The sequence below is a fragment of the Sagittula stellata E-37 genome (assembly GCF_039724765.1).
GTDB classification, from domain to species: domain Bacteria; phylum Pseudomonadota; class Alphaproteobacteria; order Rhodobacterales; family Rhodobacteraceae; genus Sagittula; species Sagittula stellata.
On record NZ_CP155729.1, the window covers coordinates 1,416,783 to 1,438,015 of the forward strand.

Genomic DNA, 21,233 nt, shown 5'->3' on the forward strand with positions numbered 1-21,233 from the left:
TGCCCGGCGGGGCGGTGGGGTGAACCCCCACCCTACGGAATGGAGGAGAGACGAACATGGACATTCATGAGCATCAGGCCAAGGACATCCTGAAAGGCTTTGGCGTGCCGGTGCCGAAGGGCTTCGTGGCCTATTCGCCGGAGCAGGCGGCCTATTGCGCCCGCGCGCTGGGCGGCGCGGGCCCTTGGGTCGTGAAGGCGCAGGTACATTCCGGCGGCCGAGGCGAGGCGGGCGGCGTCAAGCTGTGCAAGACCGATGCGGAGGTCATGGACTACGCCGCCTCGCTTCTGGGCACGCGGCTGGTGACGAAGCAGACCGATGCGCAGGGCAAGGGGGTTTACCGGCTGTATGTCGAGGAGGCGTCCGACATCGCGCAGGAGTTGTACCTGGGTTTCGTGCTGGACCGGAAGTCGGAGCGCATCATGATCGTCGCCTCCGGCCATGGCGGGATGGAGATCGAGGACCTCGCGCATGAGGACCCCGACAGCCTGGTCCGGTCGGTGATCGACCCGGCGGTGGGCCTGCGGGAATACCAGGCGCGCGATTTAGGCTTTCGGCTGGGGCTGACCGGGCCGCAGGTGACGCAGTTCGTGACCTTCCTGCAGGCCTGCTACCGGGCGTACCGCGATCTCGACGCGATGATGGTGGAGATCAATCCGCTGGTCATCACCGGGAAAGGCGATCTGGTGGCGCTGGATGCGAAGATGTCCTTCGACACCAACGCGCTTTATCGCCGCCCGCAGGTGGCAGCGCTGCGCGATCCCGGACAGGAGGACCCGCGCGAGGCGATGGCCGCCGACAACGGGCTGGCCTACGTGGGGCTGGACGGCGACATCGGGTGCATCATCAACGGTGCGGGCCTCGCCATGGCGTCGATGGACATGATCCAGCTTGCCGGGGGGCAGCCCGCGAATTTCCTCGACATCGGCGGCGGCGCCTCGCCCGAACGGGTCTGCCAGGCGTTCCGCACCGTTTTGTCGGACCGAAACGTCAGCGTGATCCTCGTGAACATCTTCGCGGGCATCAACCGCTGCGACTGGATCGCGAAGGGGGTGATCCGGGCCTACACGGACGTGGGTATCGAGATCCCCGTGGTGGTCCGACTGTCGGGCACCAACGTCGAGGAGGGCCGGAAGATCATCCGCGAGAGCGGCCTGCCGATCATCTCCGCCGACACGCTGGCCGAGGCCGCCGACAGGGCCGTGGCGGCCGCTTCGCAGAAAATCGCAGCAGAATAACCGCCCCACGCGCCGCACGGGCGGCAGGGCAGAAAGGACATTCCCAGATGGCAATTCTGATCAAGGACACCACGCGGGTCGTCGTGCAGGGTCTTTCGGGGCGCATCGGCCAGTTCCACGCGCAGGAGATGATCGAATACGGCACGAAGGTCGTCGCCGGGGTCACGCCGGGCAAGGGCGGCACCACGGTGCTGAACCGACCCGTCTTCAACACCGTCCGCGAGGCGGTGGAGCAGACCGGCGCGACCGCCTCGCTGCTGTTCGTGCCGCCGGCCTTTGCCGCCGACGCCATGATGGAGGCGGCGGAGGCGGGCATCGAGACGGCGGTCTGCGTGACCGACGGCATCCCGGCGCAGGACATGATGCGGGTGAAGCGCTTCCTTCGCCGCTTCCCGCGCGACCGCAAGATGCGGCTGATCGGGCCGAACTGCGCGGGCATCATCAGCCCGGGGCAGGGCTTCATGGGCATCATGCCGCCGCACATCTACACGGCGGGCCGCGTGGGCATCATCGGCCGCTCGGGCACACTGGGCTACGAGGCGGCCAGCCAGATGCAGGCGCTTGGGATCGGGATTTCCTCGTCCATCGGGATCGGCGGCGATCCGATCAACGGTTCGAGTTTCCGCGATATCCTCGAACTCTTCGAGAACGACCCCGACACCGACGCCGTGATGATGATCGGCGAGATCGGCGGCCCGCAGGAAGCGGAGGCGTCGGAATACGTCCGCGATCACATGACGAAACCCGTCGCGGCCTACATCGCGGGTCTCGCCGCACCCAAGGGCCGCAAGATGGGCCATGCCGGCGCGATCATCTCGGCCTTCGGGGAGAGCGCGCAGGAGAAGGTGGACATGCTGTCCGCTGTCGGCATCACCGTCGCCCCCAACCCCTCGGCCATGGGCGAGACCGTCGCCCGGATGCTGGGCATGAAGGAAGCGGCATGAGCGCGTCGTCCCTGATGGAACCGGACCACGCCGCCTGGATCGGGCGCACGCAGACCGTCGAAGGGGGTGTGACGCCCAACCTCGCCGGGATGCTCGGCGCGGCGGTCGGCCACGATCTCTCCCCGGACCGCGACCTGCGGGCCGGACAGCCGCTGCCCAGTCTCTGGCACTGGGTGGCGTTCCCCGAGTTCGTCCAGATGTTCGATCTGGGCGAAGACGGGCATCCGGCGCTGGGTGGCTTCCTCCCTCCCTTGCCGTTCCGGCGCCGAATGTGGGCGGGGGGCTGCGTCGCCTTCAAGGGGCGCTTCCACGTGGGCGAGCGTCTGGCCAAAGTCTCGACCATCCGCGCCGTGACGATGAAGGAGGGGGCGACGGGCCGCATGGCCTTTGTCACCGTCGATCACGTCACCACGGGCACCGAGGGCGGCACGGTCGAGGAGGAACAGAACATCGTCTACCTCGACATCCCCAAAACCTTCCGCCCACCGAAACAGACCCCGGTGCCCGACCGGCTGGCCTATGACGAACGGGTGCCGATGAACGAGGTCCGGCTCTTCCGTTACTCGGCGGCGACGTACAATGCGCACCGCATCCACTACGATCTGCCTTACGCGCAGCAGGTGGAGAAGTATCCAGGCTTGGTCGTGCATGGCCCGATGCAGGCCACCATGGCGATCGAGGCGGCGGAACGGCACACCGGCCGCACGCCCGCGCGGTTCAGCTACCGCGTGGTGCACCCGATGTTCCACGACAGCGACCTGCGGCTGGTGGGCGCGCTGGACCCGGCGGGCGGCGCGATCGAGATCGGAACGGCGACCTTCGAGGACTACCTCGGGCTGAAGGCAAGGATGGAGTGGGCGGCATGAGTATCCTGACAGGCATGCGCGTGGTCGAAAGCTCCGCCTTCGTGGCGGTGCCGCTGGCCGGTATGACATTGGCGCAGATGGGCGCGGACGTGATCCGCTTCGACCTGCCGACGGGCGGCATGGACGCGAAACGCTGGCCGGTGACGCGGGACGGGCAAAGCCTTTTCTGGGCCGGGATGAACAAGGGCAAACGCTCGGTCGCACTGGATGTGAAATCGCCGCGCGGACGGGAAATCGCGCAGGAAATCATCTGCGCCCCCGGGCCGGATGCGGGCCTGTTCATCACCAACCTCGCGGTCAAGGGCTGGACCGATTACGACACCCTGTCGCAGCGGCGCGGCGACCTCTGCATGGTGCAGCTGCGCGGCGACCGGCACGGCCGCCCGGCGGTGGACTACACGGTGAACCCGCAGTTGGGTTTCCCGATGGCCACGGGGGGGAAGGGCTCGGCCGACCCGGTCTGCCACGTCCTGCCGGCCTGGGACTGCATCGCCGGCAACATGGTGGTCAGCGGGCTTCTGGCCGCGGAACGCCACCGGCTGCGCACTCGTCAGGGGCAGTTAGCCGATCTGACCCTGAAGGACGCGGCCAGCGCGATGCTCGGCAACCTCGGGATCATCGGCGAGGTGCAGGTCAACGGCGAGACCCGCGAGAAACACGGCAATGCGCTCTACGGGGCCTACGGTCAGGATTTTCTCTGCGCCGACGGACGGCGGGTGATGGTCATCGCCCTGACGCTGCGCCAGTGGAAGACCCTCTGCCGGGTGACCGGAACGGAGACCGACATGAACTACCTGTCGGGGGCACTGAACGCCGATCTGGACACCGAAGCCGCCCGCTGGGAACACCGCGCCGCCATCACCAAGGTGCTGACGCCCTGGTTCGCGGCACGCGGCCTCGCCGATTTCGCCGATCTCTTCGACAAGGCTGGCGTCACATGGTCGGTCTTCCGCAGCTTCGCCGAGGCCGTGGCGGAGGACCCCGACATCTCCACCGCCAACCCGATGTTCGCCGAGATCGACCAGCCCGGCGTCGGGCGGATGCTGACCCCCGGCTCGCCGTTCAGCTTCGCGGGCTACGGGCGCGACAAACCCCGTCCCGCCCCGATCCTCGGCCAGCACACCGAGGAGGTGCTCGCCGACGTGGCCCGCCTCACGGACGGAGAGATCGGTCGCCTCATCGACGATGGCGTGGCCATGCAGCCGGGCGACCGCCTGCGCATGGCCTCCTGACGCGCAGCGCTTCGCCGCTGAGCCCGGTGACCGGACGCGCAACCCGGACACCGGAATGGGTCCGCGCCGCCCCCCGGCGCGGACCCGGAGCGCCCTGACAACCGTTCTCTCCGAACCCACGCCCCCCTGCAATCCACCCTTTCTTCCCGGCCCGTCCCTTCATCTTGGCCCAAGTACCTCGGGGGTCCGGGGGCAGCGCCCCCGGCGGGTCGGAGCGCGCCAGCGGTCCGACCCCGACCTTGCCGCCAGACCGGACAGGCCCGCAAAAGCAACCCGGCGCTTCGGATCGCGTCAGCGGTCCGAAGCCGCGCCGACCCGGCGGACGACCTCGGCGATGCGCGCGAACTGCCCCGCCATGGGCGAGGACTTCCGCCAGACCATGCCGATGGTGCGCGACGGCTGGGGCTCGGCGAAATGCGCGACAGAGACCTGCGCCGCGCCGGTTTCCACCGGGACGGCCATCTCTGGGATCAGCGTGACGCCGATTCCCGCGCCGACCATCTGCACCAGCGTCGTCAGCGACGAGCCGTCCAGCCCGTCGCGCGGCATGGCCGATCCCAGCTTGCAGAACGACAGCGCCTGGTCCCGGAAACAGTGGCCTTCCTCCAGCAGCAACAGGCGCATTTTCTGAAGCGCTTCGCCGTCGGGCACCGGTTTTTCCGCGTCGTGGTCGGGCCGCACGAGCACGAATGTCTCATCGAAAAGGGCCACCTCGGTCAACGCCGGTTCGGAGATCGGCAGCGCGAGGATGGCGGCGTCGATGCGGCCATCGTGCAGCTCGGCGATCAGGCGCGGGGTCAGGGTTTCGCGGACGCGCAGGTCCAGGCCGTCGAACTCGGCCGACAGGTGACCCACCAGCCGGGGCAGCAGGTAAGGCGCGATGGTCGGGATGATGCCCAGCCGCAACCGCCCGATGTGGCCGCCTTGTGCGCTGCGGGCGAGGTCGCCCAGCTCGTCCACGGAACGCAGGATCTCCGTCACCCGTTGCCGGAACGTCTCGCCGAAGCCGGTCAGACGCACGGAGCGCGGCCCGCGTTCGAACAGCGGCATGGCAAGCTCGGCCTCCAGTTCCTTGATCTGCACCGACAGGGCCGGCTGCGATATCGCGCAGCTAACGGCGGCATGGCCAAAATGCCCCTTCTGGGCGAGCGCCTCGAAATAGCGCAACTGTTTCAGGGTGATGTTCTTCATAATCGCAAGTTATGAATGCCATCAGAACTTTCAACTTAAATATATTGGCGCCGCCGTTTAGAAAGAGTCCAGACTGGCGGCGCGAGGAGACAGAGCGCGCGGCCACGGCCCGTGCCGAAAAACGTCACGGAACGAGAATACACGAATGGTCCCAAGGGTTTGCTGCCTTCCATGGGGCCGAAACCGACTTTGACCGTAGGGAGATCGACATGGACGGAAACAACGCAGGCGGATGCCCGGTGATGCACGGGGCGCAGATCGCCTCGACCTTTGGGGTGCGCTCTAACCGTGACTGGTGGCCGAACCAGCTCAACCTGGGCATCCTGCACCAGCACGCACCGAAATCGAACCCGATGGGCGAGCACTTCTCCTACGCGGATGCCTTCCGGAAGCTCGACCTGAAGGAGGTGAAGAAGGACCTCAGTGCGCTGTTGACCGACAGCCAGGACTGGTGGCCGGCGGACTACGGCCACTACGGCCCGTTCATGATCCGCATGGCCTGGCACTCTGCCGGGACCTACCGCACGGCGGATGGCCGGGGCGGCGCGGGCTCGGGCCAGCAGCGGTTCGCGCCGCTCAACTCCTGGCCGGACAACGGCAACCTCGACAAGGCCCGCCGCCTGCTGTGGCCGGTGAAGAAGAAGTACGGCAACAGCCTGTCCTGGGCCGACCTCTTCATCCTTGCGGGCAACGTGGCCATCGAATCGATGGGCGGGCGCACTTTCGGTTTTGGCGGCGGACGCGTCGACACGTGGGAGCCGGAGCAGGACGTCTACTGGGGGTCCGAGGCCGAGTGGCTGGCGACTTCCGGCGGCGAAGGATCGCGCTACACCGGCGAACGCGTGCTTGAGAACCCGCTGGCCGCCGTGCAGATGGGCCTGATCTACGTCAACCCGGAAGGCCCCGACGGCAACCCGGACCCGCTGGCCTCGGCCCGCGACATCCGCGAGACCTTTGCCCGCATGGCGATGAACGACGAGGAAACCGTCGCGCTGACCGCTGGCGGCCACACCTTCGGCAAGGCGCATGGCGCCGGTGATGCCGGTCTGGTCGGCTCCGACCCCGAGGCGTCGCCGCTGGAGGCGATGGGCTTCGGCTGGGCCTCCACCCATGAAACCGGGCTGGGCAAGTACACCATCACCTCGGGCATCGAGGGACCGTGGACCGCGAACCCGACACAGTGGGACATGGGCTATTTCGACCTGCTGTTTGGCTACGAGTGGGAACTGACGAAGTCGCCCGCCGGTGCGAACCAGTGGACGCCGAAGGACCTGAAGGACGACGATTTCGCGCCGCAGGTCGACGGTTCGGGCGAGAAGGTCAAGCCGATGATGACCACCGCCGACATGGCGATGCGCATGGACCCCGCGTACGAGAAGATCTCGCGCCGGTTCCACCAGAACCCCGAAGAGTTCGCCGAGGCCTTCGCCCGCGCGTGGTTCAAGCTGACGCACCGCGACATGGGGCCGAAGTCGCTGTACCTCGGGCCGGAAGTTCCGGAAGAGGACCTGATCTGGCAGGACCCGCTGCCGGAGGCCGACTATCCGACGATCGACGACGCCGATGTCGCCGCGCTGAAGGCAGAGATCCTGTCGAGCGGCCTGTCGGTGCGCGATCTCGTCTACACCGCGTGGTCCTCTGCCTCGACCTTCCGCGGGTCCGACAAGCGGGGCGGCGCCAATGGTGCGCGCATCCGTCTTGCGCCGCAGAAGGACTGGGCGGTCAACGAGCCGGAGCAGTTGGCGCAGGTGCTGTCCGTGCTCGAAGGCATCAAGGCCGGTTTCGACGCGAAGGGGGCCAAGAAGGTCTCCATCGCCGACCTGATCGTGCTGGGCGGTGCCGCCGCCATCGAGAAGGCGGCGAAGGCGGGCGGACAGGAGGTCGACGTGCCCTTCGTTCCGGGCCGTGTCGATGCCACCGACGCGCACACCGACGCCGAGAGCTTCGAGCCGCTGGAACCGCAGGCTGACGGTTTCCGCAACTACGCGCAGGCGACCTTTGCCGTCTCGGCCGAGGAGATGCTGCTGGACAAGGCGCAGCTTCTGGGCCTGTCGGCGCCCGAGATGACGGTGCTGGTCGGCGGGATGCGGGCGTTGGGCGCCAACCACGGCGGCAGCACGCACGGGATGTTCGACGGGGACTACGGTGTTCTGGACACCAAGTTCTTCGAAGGCATCACCGAGATGGGTGTGAAGTGGGCCCCGGCGGACGAGGACGGCACCTTCAAGGCGACCAACCGTTCCGACGGTGGCGCGCGCTGGACGGGCACGCGGGTCGATCTGGTCTTCGGGTCCAACAGCCAGCTTCGGGCGCTGTCCGAGGTCTATGCGCAGGACGACAACAAGGCGAAGTTCATCTGCGATTTCGTCAGCGCGTGGAACAAGGTGATGAACGCCGACCGGTTCGACGTGGCCTGACGGCCTTGCACATGTGACGATGCAGGCGGCGCCCCCGGGGGCGCCGTTTTGCGTTCAGGGGCTTTTTTCCGCAAGGTTGGGTTTCGCATACTTCCCCGCGCGACGGCTGCGGTGCTAGGCTGCGGCCATTGACGCGGAACGTGTGGCCTAGGGGCGCGTTCCTGACAGGATTTCGAAAGGGGCCGCCATGTCCATCCGACCCTACACCATCCGGGACGGGGATACGCTTTGGGGCATCGCCGGGCGCAAGCTGGGCGACACAAGGCTTTGGGGCGACATATGGCGCATGAACATCGACGCCGAGCGCCTGCCGAACAATGCCACGCTGATCGTCGATCCCGACGTGCTGTTCACCGGCGACACGATCTACATCCCGAAGGACGGATCGAAGCTGCCGCGCCGGGCGCCGCTGCCGATGGCGCGTAGTCTGCGCCGGTCCCTGGGTGAGCGTGGCGCCCAGCGGGAAGTGACGCCGCCGCGGTTCGAGTTCGACATGGTCAAGGTGACGGGCACTGCCTTCCACCCCGACTTCCGCATCACGCTGAGCCTCGTTGGCGCGATGGGGATGCAGGCGAAGGACCCGGTCCAATTCCTCGACATGAAGCCGGCCACTTACGAGATCGCTCAGGCGACCGCGAAGCGCATGATCCTGTCGCGTCTCTTCAACGCCATCATGGCCGATTATCGGTCCGAGGAGGCGATGGTTACCTTGAGCTTCGGAAACACGTTCCGCACGGCAGGTGGCCTGACGGCGCGGCTGAAGGTCAACCCGGTGACCCGTGTCCGCACCGGCCAGGTCGACTTGCCGACGCACGAAATCCGCATGTACGGGCACAGGTTCGATCCGTTGCTGTCGATGAAGATCGAGATCCAGCACCGTGGGCAATCGGAAGAGGACGCCTCTGAGGGTATACAGCTGATACAGGTGGCCATGCCGATCACCGATTCCGGCGTCGATGTGTTCATCACGTCCGACCCGGCGATGGGAGAAAAGCTGCCGAGCTACGCGCTGGCGAGCCGGATGCTGACACGCGGCGCACAGGGCGCCAAGATCCTCATGTCGGGGAGCCGCGACGTCGTCACCGGCGGCGTGCGGACCGGCGGGCACTCGGGCAAGAAGGGCGGCGCGGGACGCGCGGCGGTCAGCGGCGCCGAGGCGGTGGTCGCCGAATCGGGGGGCAACAAGCGTATCCTGCTGCCACGCCGCGCGCCGAAGACGGGCCATGGCGCAGCCACGGATCTCGTCCGGGCGGCGGGCGCCCGGAACTGACCCGGAGGCCCGGGCGACCCTTGTCAATTGGACGTGCATTGTGCTTTGCGGTTCGGGGCGGCTAGGGTCGGGGAATGGAGAACAGCGTCTCAGGCCATGGACACAGCGACCCGCCCGGAGCCGCCCCCGGCGAGATGGGGGAGGCCGCCTGGGCGGACGTGCTGCGCGCGGTCGACCGGACCTATGCCGAACTCGTCGATTACCAGGAAAAGCTTGAGAGCCGGAACGCCGAACTGAGGGCGTTGCGCGGTGTGCTCGCCTCGATCCGCGAGTCGATTGGCGACTACCTTGTCGTGACCGACCGCGACGGGCTGATCGTCGAGGTGAGCGCTTCGTTCTGCGCGATGGTGGGCGTGGCGGAGGCACAGGCCGTAGGCCGCCCCTTCCTAGACTTCCTCGAACCCGGCGCGCGCGAGGCGCTTCGCCGGGCCATCGAACAGGCGGTTCTGGATCGCAGCGTCGCGGCGGTCGAAGCGCCTCTGACCAGCAGCGACGGCCCGGAGCCGGTGGAATGGCGCGTGGCGCCCCGGCAGGAGCAACGCCGCCGGCTGGGCGCCGTTCTGACGGGGCGGCCGCTGGGCGAATTGCGCCGCGCCTATTCCGAGCTGGCGGAAGGGCACGAACGCCTGAAGCAGGCGCAGACCCTTTTGGTGCGCAACGAAAAGCTCGCCTCGCTCGGGCGGTTGCTGGCCGGGGTGGCGCACGAATTGAACAACCCGATCAGCTTCGTCTACGCGAATTCCCACGCGCTGGGGAAATACGTCGACCGGTTCGAACAGTATTTCGAGCGGGTGCAGGCCGGGGCCCCGCGTGAGGAACTGGTGGACCTGCGCGCCAAGCTGCGGCTTGACCGCGACCTGAAAAACCTGCGTTCGGCCCTGAACGGCGCGCAGGAAGGGGCAGAGCGGGTGCGCGACATCGTGGCCGACCTGCGCCGCCTCTCGGCGGACGGGACGGGTGACATGGTGCCCTTCGATCTTGGCGACTGCGCGCGCGTCGCGGCAAGCTGGGTGGAGCGCGGCAGCCGGTCGGACCTGAAGATCGCTTTCGAGGGCGCCTGCGACGGGCCCGCAATGGGCCGTCCCGGGCACATTCAGCAGGTGTTGATGAACCTCGTTCAGAACGCGGCGGATGCCATCGCCGGGCAGGCGGATGCAGAGATCACCCTGCGGCTGCACAGCGACGCGCGACGCGAGATGATCGACATCCGCGACAACGGCCCCGGCGTGCCGGAGGATCTTGCGGCGGCGATCTTCGATCCGTTCTTTACGACGAAGGACGTGGGCGCGGGGACGGGTCTGGGGCTGGCGATCTCGGCCAAGATCGTCGAGGAACACGGCGGCACGCTGGAACTGCTGCCGCAGGAGGGGGGCGCTTGTTTTCGCGTTGCGCTCAGGCGCGCGGAGTCTGCAAAGGACGCCGGGAAAGGGACGGAGCGGGAATGAACGTACTCTGGTTGCAGACTGCCGGTTGCGGCGGATGCTCCATGTCGCTCCTGTGCGCCGAGGCGCCGGGGGTCTTCGACCTACTGGACGGGGCAGGGATCGAGATGCTGTGGCACCCCTCGTTCTCGGAGGCGACGGGCGGAGAGGTGCGCGCCCTGCTGTCCGCTATCGAGGCGGGCGAGCAAAAGCTGGACGTGCTCTGTGTCGAAGGCTCTGTTCTGATGGGGCCGGGCGGGACCGGACGCTACCAGATGATGGCCGGCACAGGGCGGTCGATGCTGGACTGGGTGCGGGCGCTGTCGGCGATGGCCACCCATGTTGTGGCGGTGGGCACCTGTGCGACCTACGGCGGTGTGACCTCGGCGGGCGAAAACCTGACCGACGCCGTGGGGCTGCAATACGACGGGGCGCACCGGGGTGGCGCGCTGGGGGCCGGGTTCGTCGCGAAAGGTGGCCTGCCTGTGGTCAACGTCGCGGGCTGCCCGACGCATCCCGACTGGGTGACGGAGACGCTGATGATGCTGGCGGAGGGTGTGCTGGACACGGCCGCGCTCGATACGCTGGGGCGGCCGAAGTTCTACGCCGAAAACCTCGTCCACCACGCCTGCCCGAAGAACGAGTTCTACGAGTACAAGGCCAGCGCCGAGAAGCTGAGCCAGATCGGCTGCATGATGGAGCACCTCGGTTGCGTCGGGACGCAGGCGGTGGGCGATTGCAACATCCGGGGCTGGAACGGCGAAGGCTCCTGTACGCGGGCGGGATATCCCTGCATCAATTGCACCGCGCCGGAGTTCGAGGAGCCCGGCCACGCCTTCGCCGAGACACCGAAGTTCGCAGGCATCCCGGTGGGGTTGCCGACGGACATGCCGAAAGCGTGGTTCATGGCGCTGGCGTCGCTATCCAAAGCCGCCACGCCGCCGCGCATCGGGCGGAACGCGGTGTCGGACCGAATCCGGGTCCCACCCAGTCCGAAGGCGCGCTCATGACGAAGACCTTGCTGGTGGGGCCGTTCAACCGGGTCGAAGGCGACCTGGAGATTCGGCTGGAGGTGGCGGACGGGCGGGTCACGGCGGCCTATGCCAATTCGCCCATGTTCCGCGGGTTCGAACGGATGATGATCGGCAAGGGGCCGGAAGACGCGCTGACGATCACGCCGCGGATCTGCGGCATATGCTCGATCTCGCAGTCGGCGGCGGCGGCGCTGGCGCTGGCCGATCTTGCCGGGGCGGAAATGGCACCGGAGGGCGCGCGGGTCGCCGCACTGCTGCACGGGGTGGAGAACCTGCTGGACCACCTGACGCATTTCTACCTGTTCTTCATGCCGGATTTCGCGCGTTCTGGCTATGCCGGCCGGGCGTGGCACGAGAGGGTGCAGGCGCGGTTCCTGGCCGGGCAGGGCTCTGGCACGCGGGCGGCTGTCGCGGCCCGGGCGGAGCTGTTCCATGTTGTGGGTCTTCTGGGCGGCAAGTGGCCGCACACGCTGGCAATCCAGACGGGGGGCGTCACGCGCGCGCCCTCGGTTCGCGACAAGGCACGCATCGGGGCGTGGCTGGCGGGCTTCCGGCGGTTCCTGGAACGTGAGGTCTTCGGCGCGCCGCTTGAGGCTTTCGATACGCTGGCCGACGTGGCGGGGCTGGAGCGTTGGAGCACGGGCGACGCCGGACTGTTCCTGGAGGCGGCGCAGGACACGGGGCTAGCCGGACTGGGCCGGGGGCCGGGGCGGTACATGTCCTTCGGCGCCTACCCGGTGCCCGAGGGGCGGCTTTTTCGGCGCGGGATGTGGCAGGACGGCGCGGTGGGGCCGGTGGACGAGACCGCCATCGTCGAGGACCTGAGCCACGCGTGGATGCTGGGCGAGGCGGCGCATCCGTCCGCCGGTGAGACGCGCCCCGATGCGGCCATGCGCGCGGACGCCTACAGCTGGTGCAAGGCGCCGCGCCTTGGCGGAGAGACCGTCGAAGTCGGCGCGCTGGCGCGGCAGATCGTCGACGGCCACCCGCTGGCGGTGGCGCTGGCGGGCGAAGGCGGGGTGCGGGCGCGGGTTGCGGGGCGGCTTCTGGAAATCGCACGGACGCAGATCGCCCTGGAAGGGCTTCTGGCCGGGATCGCACCGGAAAAGCCCTTCATGACCGACGTGGCCCTGCCCCGAGACGGGTCGGGCGTTGGGTTGGTGGAGGCGGCGCGCGGATCGCTCGGGCACTGGCTGAGCGTCGCGGGCGGTCGCATTTCCAGTTACCAGATCGTGGCGCCCACCACGTGGAACTTCTCGCCCCGCGATGGCGGCGGTGTTCCGGGTCCGGTGGAGGCGGCGCTGGTCGGCGCGGAGGTGCTGGAGGGCGAGGACACCCCCCTGGCCGTGCAGCACGTGGTTCGGAGTTTCGACCCGTGCATGGTCTGCACGGTGCATTGATGGCGCGCCACGCGCGGTGTGGCGCGGCGCGCCCGGGTGTCGGCGGCCTGCCGGGTGGCAGGTGGTGTGCCGAGGTATTTGGACCAAGGTGAAGCCATGGGCGCGGGGAGACGGATACGGGTGCGCGGTCAGGTGCAGGGCGTGGGCTTTCGCCCTTTCGTCTGGCAACTGGCGCGCGAGATGGGGCTGACCGGGGTCGTGCTGAACGATCCGGAGGGCGTGTTGATCCGGGCGGCCGGGGACGATCTGGACGGGTTCGAACAAGCGCTTGTGGCGCGCGCGCCGCTGCTGGCCCGGGTGGATTCGGTGGAGTCCGTGCCCTGTGAGGTGGAGGGCGAGGGCTTTGTCATCGGTGCGACCGAGGGCGCGGGGGCCGAGACACGTGTCACGCCGGATGCGGCCAGCTGCGCGGATTGCCTGGCGGAGGTGCGCGATCCCGGCGACCGGCGGTACGGCTATGCCTTTGCCAACTGCACCCATTGCGGGCCGCGTTTCACCATCCTGCGCGGGCTGCCCTATGACCGGGCGCAGACGACCATGGCGGCCTTCCCCATGTGTGACGCCTGCCGGGCGGAGTACGGCGACCCGGGCGACCGCCGTTTCCACGCGCAGCCGGTGGCTTGTCCGGACTGCGGTCCGCGCCTGTGGCTGGAACCGGAGGGCGGGCTTGCGGAGGCTGTAACCCGGCTGGCGCGCGGCGAGGTTCTTGCGGTCAAGGGGCTGGGCGGCTTCTACCTGGCCTGCGATGCCGCGAACGTGGAGGCGGTGGCGCTGTTGCGGGCGCGCAAGCGGCGGCCGTCGAAACCGTTTGCGCTGATGGCGCCGCTGGATGTCCTGAGGCGGTTCGCGCGGGTGGACGACGCGGCAGAGGCGTTGCTGCGCGATCCTGCGGCGCCGATCGTGCTTTTGCCGAAGGGAGCGGAGGCGCTGCCCGAAAGTGTGGCGCCGGGCATGGCGGAGCTGGGCTGGATGCTGCCCTACACGCCGTTGCATCACCTGCTGCTGGAGGCTTTCGGCGGGGTTCTGGTGATGACCTCCGGCAACCTCTCGGGCGAGCCACAGGCGATCGGCAACGCCGAGGCGCGGGAGGTGCTGGCCCCGTTCGCCGATGCCTTCCTGATGCATGACCGCGACATCGCGCGGCGGCTGGACGACTCGGTCGAGCGGGCCGCGCCGCCGATGGTGTTGCGCCGCGCGCGGGGGCGGGTGCCCGGCACGATTCCCCTGCCGGAAGGGTTCGGTGCGGCGCCGCAGGCGGTGGGCTATGGCGGCCAGATGAAGGCGGCGATCTGCCTTGTGAAGAACGGTCAGGCGCTGCTGGGGCATCATCTGGGCGAGCTGGACGAGGCGTTGACCTGGGACGCGTTCCTCGACGCCGACCGGGACTATGCCGCCTTGTTCGACCACCGTCCGGAGGTGGTGGCGGTGGACCTGCATCCGGACTTCCGCGCTTCGCGCCACGGGGCCGCGCGGGCGGAGTCGGAGGGGCTGCGGCTGGAGGAAATCCAGCATCACCACGCGCACCTGGCGTCCTGCCTGGCAGAGAATGGCTGGCCGCTGGACGGCGGGCGGGTGGCCGGGATCGTGCTGGACGGGCTGGGACTGGGGCCGGATGGCACGGTCTGGGGCGGCGAGGTGCTTTTGGGCGACTACCGCGGTTTCGAACGGCGCAGCTGGCTGGCGCCGGTTCCGCTGGTCGGTGGCGACCGGGCTCAGGCGGAGCCGTGGCGCAATGCGTTGACCCGGCTGGACGCGGCGGGACTGGCGGAATGGGCAGACGGGCTTTTCCCGGACGCCCCGCGCGACATGCTGCGGACGGCGGCGGCGCGCGGGGTGAACGCGCCGCTGTCGTCCTCGGCCGGACGGCTGTTCGATGCGGTGGCGGCCTGTCTCGGCATATGCCCGGGGCGTCAGAGCTTCGAGGGCGAGGCGGCCATGCGGCTGGAGGCGCTGGCCGGTGAAGGGGGCGACGCGGGGTATGCGTTCGGCCACGACGGCCCGGTCATCGACCCGGCGCCGATGTTCCGCGCGTTGCACGCGGACGTCATCGGCGGTGCGGGCGTGGCGTTGATGTCGGCGCAGTTCCACGCCGGTCTGGCGCGGGTCTTCGCGGAGCGGGCACAGGCGTTGGTGCAGGACGGGGAGGCGGAGGCCGTGGCGCTGACCGGTGGATGTTTCCAGAACGCCCGCCTGTTGCAGGAGACGATGATGGCCCTTGGCGAGGTGCCGGTTCTGGTCCACCGGACGGTGCCCGCGAACGATGGCGGGCTGGCGCTTGGACAGGCGCTGGTGGCGGCAGCACGAGTGCTGGCGGACTGAGAGCGTGCGGCCATCGGCCAGCGGGCAAGGGTGGCGTGAAACCCCACCCTACAATGTGTCGCGCGTTGGAAGACCGCATGACTCGGATGCATAGCCGCCGCGGCGCGGCAGGCGGTGCTGCGGAAAGCGACTTACCGGAGGCGGGTGGAAAGCGGTCAGTTCTCTACCGCAGGCGCGGTCCTTTTTGGTCGGCCAAACCCGTGCAAGCAACTGAAAATCATAATTTAATCTGGGATCTTCGCAGGCTGCACATTCATTTTGCATCGCCCCCCTCCGACCGGCCCATATGGGAGGCAGCTTTGTATGCCACGGCATTCTGCGGCGCCGCATCGTGCCGCTGACGGCGCCGGATGACAGGGAGGGACCAGCTTGAGCCAGATCGAAACCTTCTATGACGTGATGCGTCGGCAGGGGATCACCCGCCGGAGCTTCATGAAGTACTGTGCGCTGACGGCCTCGGCGCTGGGGCTGGGACCCGCCTTTGTGCCGAAGATCGCCCACGCGATGGAGACCAAACCGCGCACGCCCGTGATCTGGGTGCACGGGCTGGAGTGCACCTGCTGCTCGGAGTCGTTCATCCGGTCGGCACACCCTCTGGCCAAGGACGTGGTGCTGTCGATGATCTCGCTCGACTACGACGACACTCTGATGGCCGCCGCCGGACACCAGGCCGAGGCGGCGCTGCAGGACACCATCGAGAAGTACAAGGGCAACTACATCCTTGCCGTCGAAGGCAACCCGCCGCTGAACGAGGACGGCATGTATTGCATCGTCGGCGGCAAGCCCTTCGTCGAGCAATTGCGCCATGCGGCGGAACACGCCAAGGCGATCATCTCGTGGGGGGCCTGCGCGTCCTATGGCTGCGTGCAGGCCGCCGCGCCCAACCCGACGCGGGCGACGCCGGTGCACAAGGTCATCACGGACAAGCCGATCATCAAGGTGCCGGGCTGCCCGCCCATCGCCGAGGTCATGACCGGCGTCATCACCTACATGCTGACCTTCGACCGTCTGCCGGAACTCGACCGCCAAGGCCGCCCGGCGATGTTCTACGGCCAGCGCATCCACGACAAGTGTTATCGCCGCCCGCACTTCGACGCCGGCCAGTTCGTCGAGGCCTGGGACGACGACAACGCGCGCAGGGGCTACTGCCTTTACAAGATGGGGTGCAAGGGGCCGACCACCTACAACGCCTGTTCCACCGTGCGCTGGAACGAGGGTGTCAGCTTTCCGATCCAGTCGGGTCATGGCTGCATCGGCTGTTCCGAAGATGGGTTCTGGGACCAGGGCAGTTTCTACAACCGGGTGACCGACCTGACCCAGTTCGGGGTCGAGGCGAACGCCGACAAGATCGGGCTGGCCGCCGCCGGTGTCGTGGGGGCCGGCGTTGCCGCCCATGCCGCCGTGACCGCGCTGAAGGCCGCACAGAAAAAGACACAGTCGAGCAAAGAGGAGGCCTGATAGATGGTCATTCAAACCCCGAACGGCTTTGACCTCGACAATTCCGGCAAGCGGATCGTCGTGGACCCGGTGACCCGGATCGAAGGCCACATGCGCTGCGAAGTGAACGTGGACGAGGAGGGCTTCATCCGCAACGCGGTCTCTACCGGCACCATGTGGCGCGGGCTGGAGGTGATCCTGAAAGGCCGCGATCCGCGCGACGCATGGGCGTTTACGGAACGGATCTGCGGCGTCTGCACCGGGACACATGCGCTGACCAGCGTGCGCGCGGTGGAGGATGCGCTGGGGATCACCATCCCCGACAACGCCAATTCGATCCGCAACATCATGCAGCTCAACCTGGAGATCCACGACCACATCGTGCACTTCTACCACCTGCACGCGCTGGACTGGGTGAACCCGGTCAACGCGCTGAAGGCGGATCCCAAGGCGACCTCGGAATTGCAGCAGGCTGTCAGCCCGTCGCATCCGCTGTCCTCGCCCGGTTATTTCCGGGACGTGCAGAACCGGCTGAAGAAGTTCGTCGAAAGCGGCCAGCTTGGCCTCTTCAAGAACGGCTACTGGGACAACCCGGCCTACCTTCTTCCGCCCGAGGCGGACCTGATGGCCACGACGCACTACCTGGAGGCGCTCGACCTCCAGAAAGAGATCGTCAAGGTTCACACCATCTTCGGCGGCAAGAACCCGCATCCGAACTGGCTTGTGGGCGGCGTGCCGTGCCCGATCAACGTGCATTCGACCGGGGCGGTGGGCGCGATCAACATGGAACGCCTGAACATGGTGTCTTCGATCATCGATCAGTGCATCGCGTTCAACAAGAACGTCTATCTGCCCGATGTGAAGGCCATCGGCGGGTTCTACAAGAACTGGCTGTACGGCGGCGGCCTGTCGTCCAAGGCGTGCCTCGCCTACGGCGATATCCCGGAGAACCCGAACGACTTCTCGACGGATCAGCTTCACCTGCCGCGGGGCGCGATCATCAACGGCGACCTGACCACCGTGCACGACGTCGATCCGCGCGACCCGGAGCAGGTTCAGGAGTTCGTCGACCACTCGTGGTACACCTACGGCGAGGCGGGCAAGGGGCTGCATCCCTGGGACGGCGTGACGGAGCCGAACTACGAGCTTGGCCCGAACGCCAAGGGCACCCGCACCGACATCAAGGAGCTGGACGAGGCGGCGAAGTATTCGTGGATCAAGGCGCCGCGCTGGCGGGGCAACGCGATGGAGGTGGGGCCGCTGGCCCGCTACGTCGTGGGCTATGCCAAGGGCCACGAAGAGATCAAGGATCAGGTCGACGGTCTGCTGCGCGACATGGACCTGCCGCTGGAGGCCGTCTTCTCGACCCTCGGGCGCACCGCAGCGCGGGCGCTCGAGTCGGAATACTGCGGACGGCTTCAGAAGCATTTCTTCGACAAGCTGGTGACCAACATCAAGAACGGCGACGAGTCGACCGCGAACGTGGCGAAGTGGGACCCGTCGACCTGGCCGAAGGAGGCCAAGGGCGTCGGCATGACCGAAGCGCCGCGCGGCGCGCTGGGGCACTGGGTCCGCATCAAGGACGGGCGCATCGACAATTACCAGTGCGTCGTGCCGACCACGTGGAACGGGTCGCCCCGTGACACGGCGGGCAACATCGGCGCCTTCGAGGCGTCGCTTATGAACACCAAGATGGAGCGTCCGGAAGAACCGGTAGAGATCCTGCGCACCCTGCACAGCTTCGACCCGTGCCTTGCCTGCTCCACCCACGTGATGTCGCCGGACGGCGAGGAACTGACCACCGTCAAGGTGCGCTGAGGAAGGACAAAGACCATGAAACGCATTGCAGCACTGATCGCACTTCTTCCGGTTTCGGCCATGGCGCACGGCGCGCATGCCCCGGTACCGGACAGCGCCCACGGCCTCGCCCACCTCGCGCCCGCGCTTCTGGTGATCGCGGTGGCCGCGGTGGTCGCCCGCATCGCTTTCCGGGGGAAGGACGATGCATGACGGCACCGAGACGATCCACCAGCCGCGACCGGGGATCGAACCCCTGCCGACGGCCCGCCTGACCGGCGACGCCACCGCGCAGGACCTCGAGTCGATCCGCAAGCGCACCTCCGTCTATGTCTACGAGGCGCCGGTGCGCCTGTGGCACTGGATCAACGCGGCCTGCATCTTTGTCCTGGTGTTCACCGGCTGGTTCATCGGCAACCCGTTCCCGTCGATGCAGATCGCCGAGCCGGTGCATCAGTTCGTGTTCGGCTACACCCGCTTCGCGCATTTCAGCGCCGGGCTGATCCTGACGGTGGGCTTCTTCGGGCGGATCTACTGGGCCTTCGTCGGCAACCATCATGCCAGGCAGCTTTTCTACGTGCCCGTGTGGAACCGCCACTGGTGGAAGGAACTGTGGTTCGAGATCAAGTGGTACGCCTTCCTCGAAAGCGAGCCCAAGAAGTACGTGGGCCACAACCCGCTGGCGCAGCTTGCCATGTTCATGTTCATGACGGTCGGCCTGTCCTTCATGATCCTGACGGGCCTTGCGTTGTATGGCGAGGGGCTGGGCGATCACAGCTTCATCTACGGGGCGACAAGCTGGGTGCTGACCCTGTTCGGCAACAGCCAGATCGTGCACTCGGTCCACCACCTCGGCATGTGGTTCATCGTGATCTTCATGATCATCCACATTTACGTGGCAATCCGCGAGGACATCATGTCCCGGCAGTCGATCGTGTCGACGATGATCTCGGGGCACCGCACGTTCAAGGACGACCGCGCCGACTGACACGGTGCGTCCTGACAGGCAGGGGAAGGCGGGCCGCAGCGCCCGCCTTTTTCCTTTCCGAACAACCGCTTTCCGCTGCCCGGTTCCAAGATTCGTCGGGGATGCATTTTAAGAGTGGATACTGTGATGTCTATTTTTCAGGAAAGTGGTAGTTTGTCTTCCATATTGGGCGCGAGGGAGTTCTCACTCTGCCCGGAAAAACGCTTATTCGGTAAGGGTTTGTTCAATATGCAGGAAATGCGCCCCGATCTGGCAAGTCGGTTGCCGTCCGCTGGCCATCCATGGAATGTCCTGTCTGGTAACGAGGCTTCCGGCAAGGCGGCTCGACGGAGGAGGACGGCATGACAGGTAAGACCCTCATCATGGGCATCGGCAACGTGCTCTGGGCCGACGAAGGCTTCGGGGTGCGCTGCGTGGAGGCGCTGGCCGCCGCATGGTCGTTTCCCGAAGAGGTGACGCTGCTCGACGGGGGCACGCAGGGGCTCTACCTGCTGCCGTTCCTCGAAGAGGCCGACACGCTGATCGTCTTCGACGCGGTGGACTACGGCCTGACCCCCGGCACGCTCAAGATCGTCGAGGGGGATGAAGTTCCCGCCTTCATGGGCGCCAAGAAGATGTCCCTGCACCAGACCGGTTTTCAGGATGTGATCGCGACGTCGCAGCTTATGGGCTACTGCCCCGAGACGCTGATCCTGATCGGCTGTCAACCCGAGGAACTGGAAGACTACGGCGGCGGGCTGCGCGCCGTGGTGGCGGCACAGATCGCCCCGGCGCTGGAGATCGCGCTGGAGAAGCTGCGCGCCATGGGCATTGCCCCCGCGCCCGGCAAGGCCGATGCGCATCTGCTGGCCGACAAGTCGATCCTGCGCGACGCTTACGAAGAGGGCCGCCCTTCCGAGGAAGAGGCCTGCCGCATCGGTGATGCCCGATTCCTGCCCGCGGGCGCCTGAGCCATGTGTGTCGGCGTCCCGATGGAAATCCTTTCGGTCGACGGCATCTCGGCCATGGCGTCGGGCGCGGAGGGGATCGAGGTGATCGACCTGTCGCTGACACCGGATGCGACCGTGGGCTGCCACGTCCTCACGTTCCTCGGCGCCGCACGAGAGGTCATCACAGCAGACGAGGCCGCGAAGATCGCCAGCGCGCTGGCGGGCCTGAGGTCGCTGATGAACGGTGGAAACCTGGGGGACGCCTTTGCCGATCTCGAAGACACCGGGCCGCGTCTGCCGCCCCATCTGCAAGCCGCCCTCGCCGCCGGCAAGTCCACCGCCTGAAGGAAACCGCCATGTCCCATCCGCTGATCACCCGCCTGACGACCGAGTTCGGCTGGCCCCGTTTCGAAGACATGGGATCGCTTGAAGACTGGCGGGGCGGTGCGGGTGCGCATGTGCTGTTCGTCCCCGGCGATCCTGCACGCAACCTCGAAACTGCCGACGTGGCGGTGATCCTGCCCGAGCTGCGGCAGGCCTTCCAGGGCCGGTTCGACTGCGCGGTCTGCGGCGATGCCATAGAAGAACAGGTCCGCAACGAAACCAAGGTCTTCAAGACCCCCAGCCTGATCTTCTGGCGCGCGGGCGAGATGATCGGCGCCGTGCCGAAGGTCCGCGACTGGGACGACTACATGGCCCGCGTCGCGCATATCCTGAGCCTGCCGGTCGCCGCGGAATAAGGGAGAGAGA

Annotated in this window: 18 protein-coding genes; 17 read left to right on the forward strand and 1 reads right to left on the reverse strand. The window is 67.4% G+C overall.

Translation table 11 applies throughout. From position 1 onward, the window contains the following. The first annotated feature begins 56 nt into the window (after positions 1–56). From ABFK29_RS06705 to ABFK29_RS06720, 4 genes are read left to right on the forward strand one after another with little or no spacing between them, the layout of a single operon-like run. Positions 57–1,238: a malate--CoA ligase subunit beta gene (locus tag ABFK29_RS06705; RefSeq protein WP_005860690.1), complete on the forward strand. Its 1,182-nt coding sequence runs from the start codon at positions 57–59 to the stop codon at positions 1,236–1,238. 47 nt (positions 1,239–1,285) lie between these two features. Continuing rightward, on the forward strand, positions 1,286–2,182 hold the full coding sequence (sucD, locus tag ABFK29_RS06710) for a succinate--CoA ligase subunit alpha (RefSeq protein WP_005860692.1): 897 nt from the start codon (positions 1,286–1,288) through the stop codon (positions 2,180–2,182). After that, positions 2,179–3,048: an FAS1-like dehydratase domain-containing protein gene (locus ABFK29_RS06715; RefSeq protein WP_005860694.1), complete on the forward strand. Its 870-nt coding sequence runs from the start codon at positions 2,179–2,181 to the stop codon at positions 3,046–3,048. Before sucD ends, ABFK29_RS06715 begins: the two co-directional genes overlap by 4 nt. After that, on the forward strand, positions 3,045–4,280 hold the full coding sequence (locus ABFK29_RS06720) for a CoA transferase (protein ID WP_005860696.1): 1,236 nt from the start codon (positions 3,045–3,047) through the stop codon (positions 4,278–4,280). The genes ABFK29_RS06715 and ABFK29_RS06720 overlap by 4 nt, the downstream gene beginning before the upstream one ends. A 291-nt stretch (positions 4,281–4,571) precedes the next feature. Here ABFK29_RS06720 and ABFK29_RS06725 read toward each other — a convergent pair whose 3' ends face one another. Then, complete coding sequence (locus ABFK29_RS06725) at positions 4,572–5,471, reverse strand: hydrogen peroxide-inducible genes activator (protein WP_005860698.1); 900 nt, start codon at positions 5,469–5,471, stop codon at positions 4,572–4,574. Positions 5,472–5,680: 209 nt separating this feature from the next. On the opposite strand from ABFK29_RS06725, the gene katG reads away from it, so the two are divergent. The 13 genes from katG (at position 5,681) to ABFK29_RS06790 (ending at position 21,223) form a co-directional block, all read left to right on the forward strand. Then, a complete protein-coding gene (katG, locus tag ABFK29_RS06730) occupies positions 5,681–7,888 on the forward strand; it encodes a catalase/peroxidase HPI (RefSeq protein WP_347100242.1) in 2,208 nt (735 codons plus the stop codon). A gap of 187 nt (positions 7,889–8,075) precedes the next feature. Continuing rightward, positions 8,076–9,158 (forward strand): LysM peptidoglycan-binding domain-containing protein, encoded by a 1,083-nt coding sequence (locus ABFK29_RS06735; protein ID WP_005863645.1) that lies wholly within the window; start codon positions 8,076–8,078, stop codon positions 9,156–9,158. Positions 9,159–9,232: 74 nt separating this feature from the next. After that, on the forward strand, positions 9,233–10,603 hold the full coding sequence (locus ABFK29_RS06740) for a sensor histidine kinase (RefSeq protein ID WP_005863647.1): 1,371 nt from the start codon (positions 9,233–9,235) through the stop codon (positions 10,601–10,603). Next, entirely contained in the window at positions 10,600–11,589 is a 990-nt protein-coding gene (locus tag ABFK29_RS06745) for a HupU protein (RefSeq protein ID WP_040605178.1), read from the forward strand. Before ABFK29_RS06740 ends, ABFK29_RS06745 begins: the two co-directional genes overlap by 4 nt. Then, on the forward strand, positions 11,586–13,013 hold the full coding sequence (locus tag ABFK29_RS06750) for a nickel-dependent hydrogenase large subunit (RefSeq protein WP_005863651.1): 1,428 nt from the start codon (positions 11,586–11,588) through the stop codon (positions 13,011–13,013). The genes ABFK29_RS06745 and ABFK29_RS06750 overlap by 4 nt, the downstream gene beginning before the upstream one ends. Before the next feature lie 96 nt (positions 13,014–13,109). Continuing rightward, positions 13,110–15,332, forward strand: a complete 2,223-nt coding sequence (gene hypF / locus ABFK29_RS06755; protein ID WP_085983442.1) for a carbamoyltransferase HypF — start codon at positions 13,110–13,112, stop codon at positions 15,330–15,332. A gap of 369 nt (positions 15,333–15,701) precedes the next feature. Then, the gene (locus ABFK29_RS06760; RefSeq protein WP_005863655.1) at positions 15,702–16,790 is read left to right on the forward strand and encodes a hydrogenase small subunit; all 1,089 of its coding nucleotides are present in this window, start codon (positions 15,702–15,704) and stop codon (positions 16,788–16,790) included. 3 nt (positions 16,791–16,793) lie between these two features. Next, a complete protein-coding gene (locus ABFK29_RS06765; protein WP_005863657.1) occupies positions 16,794–18,587 on the forward strand; it encodes a nickel-dependent hydrogenase large subunit in 1,794 nt (597 codons plus the stop codon). Between the two features lie 15 nt (positions 18,588–18,602). Continuing rightward, entirely contained in the window at positions 18,603–18,779 is a 177-nt protein-coding gene (locus ABFK29_RS06770) for a hypothetical protein (protein ID WP_005863659.1), read from the forward strand. Next, positions 18,772–19,554, forward strand: a complete 783-nt coding sequence (gene cybH / locus ABFK29_RS06775) for a Ni/Fe-hydrogenase, b-type cytochrome subunit (RefSeq protein ID WP_005863661.1) — start codon at positions 18,772–18,774, stop codon at positions 19,552–19,554. Before ABFK29_RS06770 ends, cybH begins: the two co-directional genes overlap by 8 nt. Positions 19,555–19,895: 341 nt before the next feature. Next, positions 19,896–20,504, forward strand: a complete 609-nt coding sequence (locus ABFK29_RS06780) for a HyaD/HybD family hydrogenase maturation endopeptidase (protein ID WP_005863663.1) — start codon at positions 19,896–19,898, stop codon at positions 20,502–20,504. A 3-nt stretch (positions 20,505–20,507) separates the two neighbouring features. Beyond that, positions 20,508–20,828: a HypC/HybG/HupF family hydrogenase formation chaperone gene (locus ABFK29_RS06785; RefSeq protein WP_040605180.1), complete on the forward strand. Its 321-nt coding sequence runs from the start codon at positions 20,508–20,510 to the stop codon at positions 20,826–20,828. An 11-nt stretch (positions 20,829–20,839) separates the two neighbouring features. After that, positions 20,840–21,223 carry a hydrogenase accessory protein gene (locus tag ABFK29_RS06790; protein WP_005863667.1) on the forward strand — a complete coding sequence of 128 codons (384 nt, stop codon included), beginning with the start codon at positions 20,840–20,842 and terminating at the stop codon, positions 21,221–21,223. Positions 21,224–21,233 lie beyond the last annotated feature (10 nt).

Excerpts from the sequence above, each read along its gene's own strand:
- ABFK29_RS06705 (WP_005860690.1), top strand. The coding sequence starts at position 57 with ATGGACATTCATGAGCATCAGGCCAAGGACATCCTGAAAGGCTTTGGC.
- sucD (WP_005860692.1), top strand. The coding sequence starts at position 1,286 with ATGGCAATTCTGATCAAGGACACCACGCGGGTCGTCGTGCAGGGTCTT.
- ABFK29_RS06715 (WP_005860694.1), top strand. The coding sequence starts at position 2,179 with ATGAGCGCGTCGTCCCTGATGGAACCGGACCACGCCGCCTGGATCGGG.
- ABFK29_RS06720 (WP_005860696.1), top strand. The coding sequence starts at position 3,045 with ATGAGTATCCTGACAGGCATGCGCGTGGTCGAAAGCTCCGCCTTCGTG.
- ABFK29_RS06725 (WP_005860698.1), bottom strand. The coding sequence starts at position 5,471 with ATGAAGAACATCACCCTGAAACAGTTGCGCTATTTCGAGGCGCTCGCC.
- katG (WP_347100242.1), top strand. The coding sequence starts at position 5,681 with ATGGACGGAAACAACGCAGGCGGATGCCCGGTGATGCACGGGGCGCAG.
- ABFK29_RS06735 (WP_005863645.1), top strand. The coding sequence starts at position 8,076 with ATGTCCATCCGACCCTACACCATCCGGGACGGGGATACGCTTTGGGGC.
- ABFK29_RS06740 (WP_005863647.1), top strand. The coding sequence starts at position 9,233 with ATGGAGAACAGCGTCTCAGGCCATGGACACAGCGACCCGCCCGGAGCC.
- ABFK29_RS06745 (WP_040605178.1), top strand. The coding sequence starts at position 10,600 with ATGAACGTACTCTGGTTGCAGACTGCCGGTTGCGGCGGATGCTCCATG.
- ABFK29_RS06750 (WP_005863651.1), top strand. The coding sequence starts at position 11,586 with ATGACGAAGACCTTGCTGGTGGGGCCGTTCAACCGGGTCGAAGGCGAC.
- hypF (WP_085983442.1), top strand. The coding sequence starts at position 13,110 with ATGGGCGCGGGGAGACGGATACGGGTGCGCGGTCAGGTGCAGGGCGTG.
- ABFK29_RS06765 (WP_005863657.1), top strand. The coding sequence starts at position 16,794 with ATGGTCATTCAAACCCCGAACGGCTTTGACCTCGACAATTCCGGCAAG.
- ABFK29_RS06770 (WP_005863659.1), top strand. The coding sequence starts at position 18,603 with ATGAAACGCATTGCAGCACTGATCGCACTTCTTCCGGTTTCGGCCATG.
- cybH (WP_005863661.1), top strand. The coding sequence starts at position 18,772 with ATGCATGACGGCACCGAGACGATCCACCAGCCGCGACCGGGGATCGAA.
- ABFK29_RS06780 (WP_005863663.1), top strand. The coding sequence starts at position 19,896 with ATGACAGGTAAGACCCTCATCATGGGCATCGGCAACGTGCTCTGGGCC.
- ABFK29_RS06785 (WP_040605180.1), top strand. The coding sequence starts at position 20,508 with ATGTGTGTCGGCGTCCCGATGGAAATCCTTTCGGTCGACGGCATCTCG.
- ABFK29_RS06790 (WP_005863667.1), top strand. The coding sequence starts at position 20,840 with ATGTCCCATCCGCTGATCACCCGCCTGACGACCGAGTTCGGCTGGCCC.